This window comes from Streptacidiphilus rugosus AM-16, assembly GCF_000744655.1.
GTDB classification, from domain to species: domain Bacteria; phylum Actinomycetota; class Actinomycetes; order Streptomycetales; family Streptomycetaceae; genus Streptacidiphilus; species Streptacidiphilus rugosus.
Window position 1 is genome coordinate 2,917,553 of sequence record NZ_JQMJ01000004.1, and the last position, 14,640, is coordinate 2,932,192.

The 14,640-nt window shown below is 69.0% G+C and carries 11 protein-coding genes and 1 tRNA gene; 5 read left to right on the top strand and 7 right to left on the bottom strand.

The window, feature by feature from the left end; all coding sequences use genetic code 11:
• Window positions 1-17: 17 nt before the first annotated feature.
• Window positions 18-755 (bottom strand): DUF6928 family protein, encoded by a 738-nt coding sequence (locus BS83_RS46590; protein WP_408641099.1) that lies wholly within the window; start codon window positions 753-755, stop codon window positions 18-20.
• A 117-nt stretch (window positions 756-872) separates the two neighbouring features.
• A complete protein-coding gene (locus tag BS83_RS22165; protein ID WP_037605332.1) occupies window positions 873-1,904 on the bottom strand; it encodes a hypothetical protein in 1,032 nt (343 codons plus the stop codon).
• A 166-nt stretch (window positions 1,905-2,070) separates the two neighbouring features.
• Here BS83_RS22165 and BS83_RS45635 point away from each other — a divergent pair, with 166 nt between their 5' ends.
• Entirely contained in the window at window positions 2,071-3,012 is a 942-nt protein-coding gene (locus BS83_RS45635; RefSeq protein ID WP_157597274.1) for a hypothetical protein, read from the top strand.
• Between the two features lie 129 nt (window positions 3,013-3,141).
• On the opposite strand, the gene BS83_RS22175 is transcribed toward BS83_RS45635, so the two are convergent.
• Window positions 3,142-4,395, bottom strand: a complete 1,254-nt coding sequence (locus BS83_RS22175; RefSeq protein ID WP_084713841.1) for an IS256 family transposase — start codon at window positions 4,393-4,395, stop codon at window positions 3,142-3,144.
• A gap of 184 nt (window positions 4,396-4,579) precedes the next feature.
• Between BS83_RS22175 and BS83_RS22180 the strand changes: the two genes are divergently transcribed.
• Window positions 4,580-5,818: a CBS domain-containing protein gene (locus tag BS83_RS22180; protein WP_037605334.1), complete on the top strand. Its 1,239-nt coding sequence runs from the start codon at window positions 4,580-4,582 to the stop codon at window positions 5,816-5,818.
• Window positions 5,819-5,837: 19 nt separating this feature from the next.
• Window positions 5,838-6,059: a hypothetical protein gene (locus tag BS83_RS45640; RefSeq protein ID WP_157597275.1), complete on the top strand. Its 222-nt coding sequence runs from the start codon at window positions 5,838-5,840 to the stop codon at window positions 6,057-6,059.
• Here the strand turns inward: BS83_RS45640 and BS83_RS22185 are convergent.
• The 4 genes from BS83_RS22185 to BS83_RS42040 form a co-directional block, all read right to left on the bottom strand.
• The gene (locus BS83_RS22185) at window positions 6,056-7,294 is read right to left on the bottom strand and encodes an IS256 family transposase (RefSeq protein WP_037605053.1); all 1,239 of its coding nucleotides are present in this window, start codon (window positions 7,292-7,294) and stop codon (window positions 6,056-6,058) included. The two genes, BS83_RS45640 and BS83_RS22185, sit on opposite strands and share 4 nt — an antisense overlap.
• A gap of 667 nt (window positions 7,295-7,961) precedes the next feature.
• Window positions 7,962-11,036: an AAA domain-containing protein gene (locus BS83_RS44165; protein ID WP_157597276.1), complete on the bottom strand. Its 3,075-nt coding sequence runs from the start codon at window positions 11,034-11,036 to the stop codon at window positions 7,962-7,964.
• 439 nt (window positions 11,037-11,475) lie between these two features.
• Window positions 11,476-11,552: transfer RNA gene (locus tag BS83_RS22195), tRNA-Lys, on the bottom strand.
• Window positions 11,553-11,646: 94 nt separating this feature from the next.
• Window positions 11,647-12,309: a GOLPH3/VPS74 family protein gene (locus BS83_RS42040; RefSeq protein WP_051943599.1), complete on the bottom strand. Its 663-nt coding sequence runs from the start codon at window positions 12,307-12,309 to the stop codon at window positions 11,647-11,649.
• A 159-nt stretch (window positions 12,310-12,468) separates the two neighbouring features.
• Between BS83_RS42040 and BS83_RS22205 the strand changes: the two genes are divergently transcribed.
• Together BS83_RS22205 and BS83_RS22210 are read left to right on the top strand one after the other, a co-directional pair.
• Window positions 12,469-13,563 (top strand): LLM class flavin-dependent oxidoreductase, encoded by a 1,095-nt coding sequence (locus BS83_RS22205; RefSeq protein WP_051943601.1) that lies wholly within the window; start codon window positions 12,469-12,471, stop codon window positions 13,561-13,563.
• On the top strand, window positions 13,560-14,432 hold the full coding sequence (locus BS83_RS22210) for a 1-aminocyclopropane-1-carboxylate deaminase/D-cysteine desulfhydrase (protein WP_037605335.1): 873 nt from the start codon (window positions 13,560-13,562) through the stop codon (window positions 14,430-14,432). The genes BS83_RS22205 and BS83_RS22210 overlap by 4 nt, the downstream gene beginning before the upstream one ends.
• Window positions 14,433-14,640 lie beyond the last annotated feature (208 nt).

Genomic DNA, 14,640 nt, shown 5'->3' on the forward strand with positions numbered 1-14,640 from the left:
CTCTCCGCCTCACGCGATCACGCACCGTCCTGGCCGCGGTTCGCGCCGAACTGGATGGTCGTGTGGCTGCGTAGGCGCATGGCGGCGACGCGCTGTTCGAGCTCCGCCCAGACCTGGGCGGGGTCGGGGCCGTTCGGGTCGGTCACGCGGAAGCCGTGCAGCGGAACAGCGTCGGCGTCCACGTCATCCGGGTGCAGACGGCCCTCCAGCACGAATCCGGCGAACGCCCGCAACGCCTCCTCGCCCAGTTCGAGGGGATGGAACGCGAGCGGGTACGGCGGCTGGTCTTCGCCCCACCACGGATCGGGCTTGACCGGCCGTGCACCCGCCCAGAACGGCGCCTCGAACTCGTACGGGGCACCGATGTTCTCGACGATCCCGCTGTCCGGGGACAGGCTGAGCGAGCGCACCAGCACACCGCCCTCCCAGACCGCGAAGGTGAGAGCGTCCGAGACGCTGTGCATCACATGGAAGAACACGCGGTCCCTGCGCGCGGCCGCGAGGAGGTGCGGAGGCATCCGGCTCGGCCTGTGCTCCATGAGCCGCCGATCGCAGACGATCTCCACGCCTTCGAAGCTCGCCGCATAACAGGCTCCGTCCGGCGGATAGGTGCCATCCCAAAGCGACTCCCCGGGCGCTGGCTCCACCGTGGACCCCGGGTGGACCCGCGCGACCAACGCGGCAGCGGCCGCCTCGTCCGATTCACGCGCCACGCGAAGGGGGTCAGCGGCACGCCCCTCGGAGAAGACCAACATCGCCGACTTGGCACCCACGGACGCTTCCTCCTCGTCCCGCCTGCAGAGCCTCGCGGAGAATATCCGGCCGGACCGACAACCCAGCGGCAGAGCAAGCAGCCGCCCCGGGCTGACGAGCTACTGGATACTCCACCGGTGCGGATGGTCGGGGTCGGTGGGGCAGGCGAAGACGTTGAGCTCGCCGAATCTGCCCACGGTGACTTCGGTGGGAGTGGCGGACCGATGGGTGGGAAGGTCTCGGTCCTCCAGCGGCTTCCACCTACCGCTGCCACCGTCCCACTCCGAGCTGTCGATGGTCAGCAGGAGGTCCATCGGCGTCCTGCAGGTCTCGCAGTCCATGGGGTACGGGTCAGTGGCGTGCCAAGACGCGAAACCGCCGACACGCCAGCCGGGCGGGACGGACAGGTCGTACTGGTAGCCGGCCGGATCTGCCGCGTTCTCATCCGCCGACTGGTCGGCCTCCTGTTCCTGGGCTTCGTCCCAGGCGTCGAGCTGGGCACACAGCTCCTCGGGCAGGAGACCCGCGAACGGGTACGTGACCACCTGCTCCGGGTGCAGCACACACGGCTCGGGTACGAACCCGGCGGATCCGACGACCAGCGGCTGTGGTGGCACGGCCAGCACCTCGCCGACCTCCCACGACCGCCGCCAGCGCAGGTGCAACTCGAGGGCGTACCGGCTGGGGCCGTGCGCGTCGAAGGGGCACCAGAACACCTGGAGCAGATCACAGTCGCCCGGCCCGGCCGGCAGATCGGGAACGTCCCGCCGGTACAGCTGCGCGAGGCCGATCAGCGGCAGGGGGTCTGTTTCCGATACTTCTGGAAGCCGGTGCTCCAGGCGTAGCGCCCCCAGGAGCTTTCGTTCCTCAGCCGTGGGGCCCGGATTCTGCTCCCGGGCCCATGCGACAGAAAGGACCTGCCGCCACCGGTGGATGTCAACCGGGCGCAGACCGCGCCGGTGGCCGTGTGCCTCGCTGCACACTGGCCACGGTTCGTCCGCAGGCCACAGCATCGGGCCGCCTACCGAGCTGGCCGACACTTCGGGGCTCCCCGGCCGCGGATGGAGGCGCGTCGTCGTGCCCCGATAGGCGGCCAGTTCCGGGAAGAACTGCTCGACATCGAACGGGCGCGGGGGCGTGGTCCTCGTCATGGACGCGACCTTAGACACCCCGCAAACCCGGCCATCGAGCGCCCCGGTGTGGGCGCACCAGTGCCGCTGTGGAAGCCAGCGGACCGCACCGGTTGCCACAGGACCCCCACCCGCCGTTCTCTCTGCTGACAACATGCTGCACGAGAGGGCTCAGTACGGTAGCCCCGTGCATATCCTCGACGATCCGGATCGCTCTGCTCGTGTCCGAGCGCTGCTCTCCCGAGCCCGTCGCTACCCGATGATGGACTCCGCGTTGATCAAGGAGCAGGCTGGCGCGGTCAATGCCCAGGGGAGGGCAGAACCGGCATCGGCGCTGGCGCTGGAAGCCATGCCCCGGTTCGAGGAGCGGTACGGCGGACTGTGGTACCCAGTCATCGGATCCAACGGGATGGAGCACGGACTCCAGGGCGAACCCATCGTCGAAGCCGGGACACACGGCTGGACCATCCGTAGCGGCATCATCGACGGCGACCACACCTGGCCGCTGGACGTCCTGCTGGACGGCCGCACGGTGATGACCCTGGCGGAAAAGCCTCGGATCATCAACAGCAGCGTTGCTCAGCGACTCGAAGCCCACGCCCAGCTCGTGCTCGTCCGGTCCTGGCCACACGTCACCCTCCGCACCACCACAGAGCGCCATGCGGATCCGGAGGTCGCCAGCCTCGACATCGCCACCCCCGATACAGAAGCGACCGGACCAGCCGACCGGTGGTGGACGGCGGACGGCATCGCCATCCACCTCGAACTCGACACCTGGTGGAACGCTCGCGACACCTGGCACGTGCGCTGCTTCGCGCAGCGCGAGAGCGATCTGCCCACCGTCGTCAGAACTGCGCAGCGAATGATCAGCGGCACAATCGCCCGAGCAATCGTCAATACCTGTGGATCGGTGGCTTCTCAGCGTCGAGAGGATCGGAGCAGGGTGAGCCCGTCCACTGCTGCAAGCTCCGAGTCCAGGGGCTGGGCTTCGGCTGGCGCAGTGACGATGAGGAGAACAGACACGTCGGGGTGGTCGTCCTCAAGAAGGTCGTCTTCGCCATCGTCTCCAGGGACAGCGTTCGGCTGGACCTTGATGCGGGACGCGTCTGCGAGGGTGGCGAGGAAGTAGACGCCGAAGTAGTCGCTCTCGCGCTCGACGAAGGTCGCCGGCAGTCGCTCGGCGAGAAGGCCGGCCAGCTGCTGGGCCGTGTAGGTGCTGGTGCCGTAAGTGTCGGTGACAGTCATCGTGGCATTCCCCTCAGGCCGCGTGGTTCTCGGTGCGCTCGACCAGATGGCCGCTCTCGAAACGGGCGCCCGCGCGGACGAGAGGGACCAGGTGGGCTCCCGTGATCGCCCGCCAGCGAGACTGGGCTGACTCGAGGAGCTTGAAGACCATCGCGAGGGCCGCAGCCGGGCTGCCAGCGCCGCGGGTGACCTTCGTGCGGAGCTTGACCGTCGAGAACGTCGACTCGATCGGATTCGTGGTCCGCAGGTGAACCCAGTGCTCGGCCGGGAAATCGTAGAACGCGAGTAGTTCGTCCCGGTCCTCGGTGATCTTCGCGACGGCCTTCGGCCACTTCGTGCCGTAGGCGCGGGCGAATTCCTCGATCGCCTTCTCGGCGTGGGCCCGGTCCTCGGCGTTGTAGATCTCCTGCATGGCCTTCGTCGCACCCGGTTGCGCGGACTTCGGCAGGCAGTTCGCGACGTTGCGAGCCTTGTGGACCCAGCAGCGCTGGTGCCGGGCGGCGGGGAAGACCTCGGCGAGCGCCCGCCAAAGGCCCATCGCGCCGTCGCCGATGACCAGCTCGGGGTCGCGCATGCCGCGTCGGCGACAGTCACGCAGCAGATCGGCCCACGACTCGGTCGACTCGCGCAGACCCTCGGCCAGGGCGATAAGTTCCTTCGTGCCGTCCAACCGGACGCCGAGCAGGACCAGGACGCACGAGTGCGCCTGGCCGAGCCGCACCTTCGGGTGCACGCCGTCCGCCCAAACGTAGACGAAGTCCCGGTCAGACAGGTCGCGGGCCTGGAAGGCAGCGTGGTCGTCGCCCCACTGCTTCGTCAGCCGGGTGATGGTGGCCGGCGACAGGCCGGCCGTCCCGCCGAGGAACTGCTCCAGCGCGGGCACGAAGTCCCCGGAGGACAGTCCGTGCAGGTAGAGCAGCGGCAGGACCTCGGCGACCTTCGGGGACTTGCGGCACCACGGAGGAAGGATCTTGGAGGAGAACCGCTTCCGCTCGCCGGTCTCCTCGTCGATGCGCCGGTCGTTCACCCGAGGTGCGCTGACCTCGACCGGCCCGGCCGCGGTGACCACGGTCCTCGCGTTGTGGCGACCGTTGCGGACCACCAGGCGTCGCCCCTGCTCGTCGGTCTCGGACGCCAATTCGGCTATGTACTGGTTGACTTCGGCTTCCAGCGCGGCGGCAAGCATCCGGCGGGCGCCCTCGCGGACGATTTCGTCGATCAGGGAGCCGGACTGTGTGGAGCCGTCGTCGGTGACTACGCTGAGCACGGGCGTGCCTTCCCGACCCGCGCTGCAACGCGGGCCTACTCGGAGACCTTACGGATCATTCGGGAAGGTACGCCTTCCGCGTCCCGCCCGGGGCTGATCCACAAGTCCTGAGCATTGCTCCTACCTCGACGGCCCGTATCGGTACCGGGAAGAGCAGGAGCCCGAGTTTCGGCACGTCCGCAGTGTGAAGTGGACTTACAAGGACCTCGACCGCCACGTTGTCCAGCCAGACCTGCGCGACAGCCTGGGCTCGCTGCTCACGGTCTTCGAGCTTCGCCGGCACGAAGCCGCCCGGCGCATGGGCCATCTCGCCGGCACCGGCACGGACCCGGGTCCCTCCCACGCCTCGCCCGCTCTCGCGAGCCTCGGTTCCTCCCCTGAGCGCCTCCGGGAGTACGTCAGAAACGCCACCGCTGAGGACGAACCGGTGAGCATGACCATCCGGGAGTTCATCGGGATATGGGGACACGTCCACCGTTGGCCCTCGGTCGTGGAGGAGATCGAGGCGGATCTGGAGGCATTCGGCCTGACCACCCAGCCGTCATTCGCCGACTACGCGCTGAACCTCAACAGGCGCGTGACTGTGATTCCGGTGGGCGCCGAACCGGAGCCAGGCACTCATGTGCCCACTGCTGCTGAACTGCCGGTCGCTGCGCGGTTCGACGACAGGCCCGTCACCGTGCGCATCGGACAGGTCGCGTCATCGGACCTCGGCGACGCGCTGACGTCTCTGACGCCCGACGACGATTTGAGCACCGCCATGCTGTACATGGCCACGCGCAACTTCTCGCAACTTCCCGTGTTGGACGCCGACCGGCGTCTTGTCGGGGTCGTGAGCTGGGAGAGCATCGGTCGAGCCGGCCTGCGGGGCGCTACGAGCCTCACCCTCGCTGACACCATCGACAGGCGCGCCCGGGAGGTCTCCGGCGACGAAGAGCTGCTCAACTGGATCCCCGAGATCTACGACAGGGGCTACGTATTCGTTCGCAACGAGGACCGCGCGATCACCGGCATGGTCACCGCTGCGGATCTCACGCGCCAGCTCGGCAGCCAGCTGAAACCGTTCCTCCTCGTGGCCGAGATCGAGCGCCGGCTGCGGCGGATCGTCGACGCGGCTCTGTCGGACCACGTGGTGACGATAGAACAGATCCGGTGCATCCTCGGCCCCCGGGCCTCCAGCGTCATGGCGGCCAAGGACCTGACGATGGGGCAGTATCGGTTGATCTTCCAGGACTCCTCGGTCTGGATGGCTCTGGGCTGGCGCATCGATGGCTCGCTCTTCGCGCAGGGACTCAAGGCTGCTTCCACATTTCGCAATAATCTCATGCACCTAAACCCCGACCTCGACGCTGAGGACGAAACGGAGCTCGCTCCCCTCGAAGGGCTGCTGACGGTGCTGCGCTCCTTGGATCGGACGGATTGACCTTCACAAGGGGGACGGTGTGACGCGCTACGGACCGCCTGATTTCCGAATAATCTCTTACGCGGGCAACGCCGAGGATGTCGTGCTCATGCGAGCCTTCGCGAAGACCCAAACCGGCTTCTTCGTGGATGTCGGCGCTGCCGATGCCGAGATCGAGCGGCAACATCAGCGCGAACTTGAAGCGGTCACGTCCGCTGGCGTGGTGTATCGACGGCCAGTCGGTGATCTCTTTGCAGATTAGGCGGTGAGGGCGGTCGGGTTGGTGTCGTCGGTGGGTTCTCCCTCGATCGGGTGGAGGCGGCAGCGGCCGAGGATCTCGGACCCGATGTAGCGCCGTTGCTCGGCCCATTCGTCGCTCTGCTCGGCCAGGACAGCGCCGACCAGCCTGATGACGGAGGCTCGGTCGGGGAAGATCCCGACGACGTCGGTGCGGCGGCGGATCTCCTTGTTCAGCCGTTCCTGCGGGTTGTTGCTCCAGATGCTCTTCCAGACCGTGCGTGGGAAGGCGGCGAACGCCAGCAGGTCCTCGCGGGCGTTCTCCAGGTGCTCGGCCGCGGCGGGGAACTTCTCGTGCAGCGAGCCGATCACCTGACCCATCTGCTGATGGACCGCGTCGGCGTCGGGCTGCTCGAACACGGTCCGCAGCAGTGTGGCGACCCACGGCTGGGCCGATTTGGGGACCTGAGTCAGGAGGTTGCGGGCGTAGTGGGTGCGGCAGCGCTGCCAGCTCGCGCCGGGCAGGACCCCGGCGACGGCGTCGACCAGGCCTGTGTGGGCGTCGGAGACAACCAGCTTCACCCCGGCCAGGCCGCGGGCGACCAGGGACCGCAGGAATGCGGTCCAGCCGGCTCCGTCCTCGACGGTGGCGACGTCCAGGCCCAGGACTTCGCGCTGGCCCTCGTTGTTGACGCCGACGGCGACCAGGCATGCGATGTTGACCACGCGGCCGCCCTCGCGGACCTTCTGGGTCAGCGCGTCGAGCCAGACGAAGGTGTAGGGCCCCTGGTCCAGGGGGCGGTTGCGGAACTCCGCGACCCGCCCGTCCAGGTGCTTGGCCATCTCGCTGACCTGGGACTTCGACAGCTGGGTGACGCCCAGGGTCTCGGCGAGCTTCTCGACACGGCGGGTGGAGACGCCGAGCAGGTAGGCGGTGGCGACGACCGAGATCAGGGCCTGCTCGGCCCGGCGTCGGCGTTCCAGCAGCCAGGTGGGGAAGTAGGAGCCCGACCGCAGTTTGGGGATGGCCAGCTCGACGGTGCCGGCGCGGGTGTCCCACTCGCGCGGGCGGTAGCCGTTGCGGTGGTTGACGCGTTCGTCGCTGACCTGCCCGTATTCGGCGTTGCAGAGAGCGTCGGCCTCCGCGGACATGAGCGCGTCGGCGAACGTCTTGACCATCGCGCGCAGCAGATCGGGACTCGCCGAGGCCAAGTTCGCCTCAATCGTGGCGTGCAGGGGCAGACTGTCAGGTGCGGTCATCGTGCTGGTCTCCTTCGGGCTTAGACACCTCGAAGATCAGCCGATGGCCGTTCAACTATGCGGGCACCCAACCGATTCAGGAGCAAACCCCCGGATCAGGTGGAAACCCGTACACCATTTCCCAGGACGCAACCCTTGAAGCACAGCGGACCCAGCAGGCTTGGCAAGCCGCCATGGAGCGAGCCCACCGGAAAGCCCGCGACGCCCATCGAGCGAAAGCCATCCGAGAACAAACGGAGTCCTGGCGGCTCGCGGCCGGCATCCGGGACTACTGCAATGCCCTTGAGCAACGCGTTCGGGCAAAGCCAACTGACTCACCTGCCACCGCGATCAGTGAGTGGATCGAATGGGCCCGAGAACACGCAGACAGCATCGACCCTCTCCAGCACCTGTCAGACCTCGTCGAGGAGCCAGCGATCACTTCCGACGACCTGCGCCCGTATCTCGGAAGTTGGAGTCCACACGGGCCGCATCGAAAGTGACCCGGAACGGGTGCCCAAGGCCGGGCATCTCGTGAGCCGACCACCTTTGCAAGGTCGCACGGCTTCCCCAGCGACGATGCAGCCACCGCATGCCGAGTTGCCCGCAATGTCCCTGGCATGTTGAAAGCGGAGTGACGGGCCTCGGCACAGGTGGAGCACGCTGTGCGAGGTCGTCACCGCCGCTACTACTGGCAGGGAAGCCAGCGTTGGGCGGCGGCGCGCTTGTCCGGGGTCACCCACCAGAGCTTGGCAGTGGGGTCCCATCGGGCACCGAGACCGTTCTTGGCTTGATCCTTGTCAGCGAAGGGAACGTTGAGGTACAGCCGTCCGCCTACCTCAACTCCGGGCGCCGGGCCGTCGCCTGCCGGCGGGACGCTGTTGCTGCCTGAGCCGCCGGTCGGTGCGTTGGCGGCAGTCGGCTGATCGGCAGCTCCACGATGGTCCTCGCGTCCAGAGGCGTTGGTTCGACGTTCGGGGCGGGCGCGGTCGATGATGCGGCGGACGCGCTGGCAGGCGGCCCCTTCAGTGATGCGCATCATGAGGTCGGTCGGTCCGGTACCGCACAAGAGGTTCAGCGAGCCGTGCCAGAGAACGGTCTCGTCGACGATGAGTACCTTCTCGTGCATCCTTTCGCGCTGCTCGACGCGACAGCCGGCCGCGCGCAGTTCCTCGACCAGTGCCGCCTTCTGGGGCTTTGCGGAGTGGTCGCGAGTGAACACGGTGACCTGCACGCCGCGGGAGACGAGGTCGCGGAATGCCCTGCTCCAGTACCGCACTGGTTGCGGGTCCAGGAAGGCGCAGTAGACCTCGATGGACTTGCGTGCCTGGCGCAGGTCCCAGGCGACCGCGCGCTGGACCTCGTCGGAGGGGAAGAAGGCGGGGCGCGCCAACTCGTCTTCCGAAAGCCCGCCCAGGTCGGAAGCCGCGCGGATGGGCACGAGGTCGTCCACGGACAGCCGGGTGGCGTGCTGTTCGAGGTGCTCGAGCATGCGCAGGACTTCGCTGTGCGGAGCCAGGTGTTGGCGCAGGTGCTCGGTGTCGGCGACCACGACCAGGTGGTCCTGGGCCCGGCTGAGCGCGACGTTGAGCAGGCGGCAGGTCTGCGACGAGAGGCCGGTACCGGAGTAGAAGTACCCAGGTGACTGGCCGGCTCCCGCGACGGTGTCGATGACGATCAGTGGACGCTGGCTGCCCTGGAAGCGGTGGACGGTGTCGACCAGGCCCTCGTACTGCTCGCCAAAGCGCTGGGCGAGGCTGCTGTTGAGCGCCTTGACCTGATCCTTGTAGGGGGCGATGACCGCCATCCGATCGGCCGCCCGCTCTCCAGGCGGCACATCAGCCCAGTTGCGCCCCGGCAGCACGCCGTCGTACTGGAGCCCCCGCACCAACTGGTGAATCACAGCTTCGTGCACGACGTTGGACTTGTGGTCACGGCCCGGGATACGTCGCCCGGACGTATCCACCAACACCAGTGGGCCCTCCAAGAGCGGCGAGGGGGGCAGTCGCGAGCCGTCGGGCCGTCCGGTACGCAAGGGCGAGTCGGGGTAGGCAACAGCGTTGACGAGACCGCAGATCGCTGAGTGCATGCGGTACTGAGTGTTGAGCGCCACCATCCGGGGGTCACCGATGCGCGCGGAACCGCTGGCCGTGACGAGTCCAGCGGCATGGAACGCGTCGCGTTCGGCCCACTGGCGCGAATGCTCGCGCTCGGGTTCGGTGGCCTTGCGGTCCTGGCCGCCCTTGGTGATCGCGGGGAGCTGGCGGAAGTCACCCGCCAGGATCACACGCTTGTCGGCCAGCCCTGCGACGTACCACGCCGAGGGGAGATCGACCATCCCGGCCTCGTCCAAGATGACGACGTCGACGCGCTCCAACAGCTTCCGGGACTGCACGGCCTTCGCGACCGTGGTGCCCATGACGCGGCAGCGCGACCGTACCGCCTCAGCCAGGCCGCGCCTCTGCCGGTCCAGCTCCTCCAGCTCCCGCTGCAGCACCTCAGCTCGTTCAACGAGGCGGGGACGCGCCGACAGTCCCGCCAAGCTCGGCTGCAACGCGGCCAAGCGCGGGCCAAGGTCGGCGATCAAGGCGCTGGTGGTGCTCTCCTCCTGCTCGGCCCAGTTCCGCTGGTGCCAGTTGTCGGACAGCGCCTGGTCGATGGCGCGCAATCGCCCATGGAGTTCCTGGAGACGTGCCGCTTTCCGACTGGCCATCAGGCCCGACGGCACTCCGATCTCGGAGATCTTCAGACGGAGGGCAGCACCCTCGGCATCAAGCCTCAGCGCTGCTTGGGTTGCCTGCTCCAATGTGGCGATGGCGGCGGAGTTGCGCTTCGACGCCACTGAGAGCGACCCGGTAAGTTCGATGGCCTGGTCATGCGTCTCGAGCTCCGCGCGGACCGTGGTCAGCTGGGACTGCGCCACCGCGAGCGCCGCATCGATCTGCGTCCCCACCCTGCCCGCGATGCGCACCGGGTCGACGAACTCGCCGTAGCTCTGTTCCAAGCTTGCGACCGAGATCTCTCCCGCGCGCTGCACCAGCCCGTCCTCGAAACCGGCCTCTCGTTGAAGCAGATCACACATCCGCTCCAGGGCCTGGTCCACAGCCACGTTGGTCGGTGCCAGGAAGAGCAGGTTCAGCCCTTGCCGGTAACAGCCCTCCGCGATGTGGGAGACCACATCGGTCTTACCTGTGCCAGGCGGACCCCAAAGGAACAGGACGCTGCTGCCGAGAGCTTGCTCCACCGCGGCTCGCTGCGCCGGGTTCAGTTGCAGCGTGGGCCAGTTACCCACCAAGCGGGACGGATCCGGCACCCGGGAAAGCGTCGGCGTGTTCAGACCCAGCACCTGCCCGCTCTTCGCCGGGTCCACCGGGCTGCCCGTCTGGCCTGCCGCCTCCAAACGCTCGGCCAGCACCATCCAGTTCGAGGCATCGTCCTCGCGCAGCAGCACCGAACCCGGGTTCGGCCCGAGATCGGCCGACGTCGTGACCCGGATGCTGCCGTCCGGGAGCCGTGTGGCGTCAGCAGTCACCCATGGCTGCTGGCTTCGCTCCAGGCGCACCAGAACCGGCCTCCCATTGAGGGAGTCCCGCCAGGAACGACAACTGAACAGGTACTCGGAGCGCTCGCCGCCACTCACGCGGCGACCCCCCTGAAGCACCACCTTTTCGGCACCGTCACCCGAGTCCCGGCGACTCGCGGCGATCTCGGAGTGAACGGCTGCAATCAGATCCCGCAGCGGCTCAGGAAGTTTCTGTCCCACCGTCGCCCCCCATGGCGTCAACTTCCGCTACCACAAAGGATCTTAACCGGAGCGCACGCGAACAACGCCTCACGGGCCAGAGCATTTCTCGGCCCGTCCGGTGCAGCCCTGCAGTGAGCGCGCGCCGGGAGCGCGCGCCTACATCTGACCGTGTGCGCGGTCGCGCGCCAGCGTCGGGCGCGCCCGCGGGCATCCCCCACCCCCGCGACCCGAGCAAGCAAACAAGCAGGCAGAGAGTTGCAACCGTCGAACGCATGCCCACGGCCTTTGCTTGGCCTGAGCAGCGTGTTCCCACCACCAAGCTCGAAAAATAGAGGCTCATCAGCAGCGTTTCGCGACGGCCTCGCGCCCGGTGCTCCCACCCCGCTCCCACCACGGGCACAAAAAGACCTGCGGCTCCATGATCAATCATGAAGCCGCAGGTCAGATACCACCTTGGTGGTGCGCCGCCAGGGACTCGAACCCCGGACCCGCTGATTAAGAGTCAGCTGCTCTAACCAACTGAGCTAGCGGCGCCGGTGTGCTCCGTTCGCGGTTTCCCGCGCCTCGGCACGACAGAAATACTACCTGACCTGCGAGGGTGCTCGTGACCACCCCGGCCCGCCGGCCGTCAGGAGGACGAGCTCTGCGCCGCGGAGATCGCCGAGGCGACGGCGGAGGAGAGGGGGTCGGCGCGGGTGAGGTCGGTGAGGAGGCGGCGGGTGGGGCGGTCGGGGCGGGTGGGGCGGAGGTGGTTGGTCAGGCCGGCCGTGGCGGCGAGGGTGGTGAGGTAGCGGTCACGGGGCGAGGCGGCGGACGGGGAGGCGAGGACGGAGTCGATGCGGGCGACGCGGGAGGCGCGGGCCGAGGGGTCGGTGAGCGTGTGGCGGGTGCGGGGGAAGATCCCAAGGACGCGGACCTGGTCGGCGCGGAGGAGGCCGTAGGCCGTGAGGGAGTCGAGGTAGGGCCCGGCGACGCGGTGCCGGAGGGCGGACACGCAGCTGGAGAGCGAGGCACCGCGCGGCTTCGGCGCGGCCGGCGGCAGCGAGGCGAGGGCGGCCGTGAGGGCCGGGTGGCGGAAGGCCATGCCGGGCTGGACCAGGTGGGCGCGCTTGCCGTCGATCCCGACCGCTCCGGCGAGCACCAGCTCCGCCAGGACCGCGCCGCCGAGCGCGTAGGCGAGGTAGGTCGGTGTCCGGATGCGCCCCTCGTGTTCCGGGGAGGCACAGAGGAGGAGCAGGTCCTCGGGGAGGAAGGTCGTGACGTCCGCGACGTGCTTGAAGTCGTCGAACACTTCGGGGTTCCTTCCGAATTCCGAAAAGGGGAAGTACGGGCCGTGTGAGGGGTGTCACGTTCGGGGTGGGCCGGTGGTTCCCGAAGGGGCGGGAACAGGCCGGGTGGGGTCGCGGTTGCCCTTGGGGTAGACATCGCCCGTACCCCGTGGAGCCGCACGATGAGCCCGACCGTCCCCGAAGCGCCGTTGTCGATCCTGGACCTGGCGACCGTCGGCGACGGTTATACGCCGACCCAGGCGCTCGCCGCCACGACCGTGCTCGCGCAGCGCGCGGAGGAGTGGGGCTATCACCGCTTCTGGGTCGCCGAGCACCACGGGATGCCGGGCGTCGCCAGCTCCTCCCCCGCCGTGCTGATGGCGCACCTCGGGGCGAACACGACACGCATCCGGCTCGGCTCCGGCGGCGTGATGCTGCCGAACCACGCGCCGCTCGTCGTCGCCGAGCAGTTCGGGTTGCTCCACGCGCTGCATCCGGGCCGGATCGACCTCGGGCTGGGCCGCGCGCCGGGGACGGACCAGGCGACCGCGCGGGCGCTGCGCCGCGGAGCGGGGCTGGACGCGGCGGACGAGTTTCCGCAGCAGCTGAGCGAGCTGCTGCACTTTCTCGACGCGGACTTCCCTGCCGGTCACCCGTACGAGCGGCTGCGGGCCGTGCCGGGGCAGGCGAGTGCGCCGGGGAGCGGGCGGCCGCCGGTGTGGCTGCTCGGGTCGTCGGGGTTCAGCGCGGAGCTGGCCGGGCGGCTGGGGCTGCCGTTCGCGTTCGCGCACCACTTCAGCGCGCAGAACACCGTGCCCGCGCTGGACCTGTACCGGGAGTCGTTCCGTCCCTCCGAGGCGCTCGCCGAGCCGTACGCGCTGATAGGGGTGGGCGTGGTCGCCGCGGACGAGGAGCGGCAGGCGCGGCGCCTGGCCGGGTCCGGGGCGCTGGCGATGCTGCGCCTGCGCACGGGGCGGCCCGGGCTGGTGCCGACGCCGGAGGAGGCCGAGGCGTACCCCTACTCCCCGCTGGAGCGCGAGTTCCTCGACTCGTGGCTGGCCAATGTCGTCGTCGGCACGCCGGACCAGGTCCGCGAGGATCTGGAGGCGCTGCGCAAGCGCACCGGCGCGGACGAGCTGATGGTGACCAGCAACATCCACGGCCACGAGGCGCGCCGCCGTTCGTACGAGCTGGTGGCGCAGGCCTGGGGACTCCCGGGGTCCGAGGAGTCGGGATCCAAGGCGCCGGAGTCCGACGGGCCGGGGTCCGAGGAGTGACCGGCGCGTCTCCCCTGTGGCCGCTGCGGGACGAGCGGGCGGAGCGCGCGGGGGTGCGGATCCTGCTGAAGCGTGACGACCTGCTGCATCCGCCGGTCTCCGGCACCAAGTGGCGGAAGCTGCGTCCGAATCTGGAGCGGGCTCGCGCGCTGGGCCACGACACGCTGCTGACCTTCGGCGGCGCCTACTCCAACCACCTTCGCGCGGCGGCGGCCGCCGGGCGGGAGGCGGGTCTGCGGACGGTCGGTGTGGTGCGCGGGGACGAGCTGCGCGGCCGGGAGTTGAATCCGGTGCTGCGTCAGGCGGTGGCGGACGGCATGGAGTTGGACTTCGTCAGCCGTGCCGCCTGGCGGACGCGGATGGAGCCGGCGTCGCTGGACGCGCTGCTGGAACGCCATGGTCCGGCGTGGGTGGTGCCTGAGGGCGGCAGCAACGCGGAGGGGGTGCGCGGCTGTGTCGGCCTGGGCGAGGAGCTGGCCGGGTCGGGCATGGACGTGGACCTGGACGTGGTCTGCTGCTCGGTGGGGACGGGCGGGATGCTGGCCGGGCTGGCCGCCGGCGCCCCCGACACAAGGGTGATCGGCTTCGCGGCGCTCGACCACGCCGATCTGGAGGCGGAGACCCTGGCCCTGCAACGGCAGGCCTTCGGGGGTCGGCGCGGCGACTGGCGGATCGACGTCTCGCACGTGTTCGGCGGCTACGGCAGGCGCACGCCGGAGCTGGACGCGTTCCGGGCCGACTTCGAGGCGCGCCACGGTCTCGCCCTGGACCCGAGCTATGAGGCGAAGGCGCTGTTTGCGCTGTTCGCGGGGCTGGGCGGGCCGGAGTTCGGTCCGGGGACGACGGTGGCGGTGGTCGTCGCCGGGTGACGGAAGGGACAGCAGTGACGCCAATGGTCTAGCCCTAGGTCTAGTCCATTCCCTTGACGCGCCATCAACACGTCGACCACTCTGGAGCGGAGCACACCCCCACACGTGCTCGTCATGTCCTCGTCCTCCTCCCCACAAGGAGTTCCAGGTGTTCCGCTTCACCCCCAACCGCGTGGTCGCGACGGTCGGCGCGGCCGCCCTCGCGGCC

Bases quoted from the DNA above. Each gene is read 5' to 3' on its own strand.
- BS83_RS22205 (WP_051943601.1), top strand. From the start codon at position 12,469: ATGAGCCCGACCGTCCCCGAAGCGCCGTTGTCGATCCTGGACCTGGCG.
- BS83_RS22165 (WP_037605332.1), bottom strand. From the start codon at position 1,904: ATGACGAGGACCACGCCCCCGCGCCCGTTCGATGTCGAGCAGTTCTTC.
- BS83_RS46590 (WP_408641099.1), bottom strand. From the start codon at position 755: ATGTTGGTCTTCTCCGAGGGGCGTGCCGCTGACCCCCTTCGCGTGGCG.
- BS83_RS22185 (WP_037605053.1), bottom strand. From the start codon at position 7,294: ATGACCGCACCTGACAGTCTGCCCCTGCACGCCACGATTGAGGCGAAC.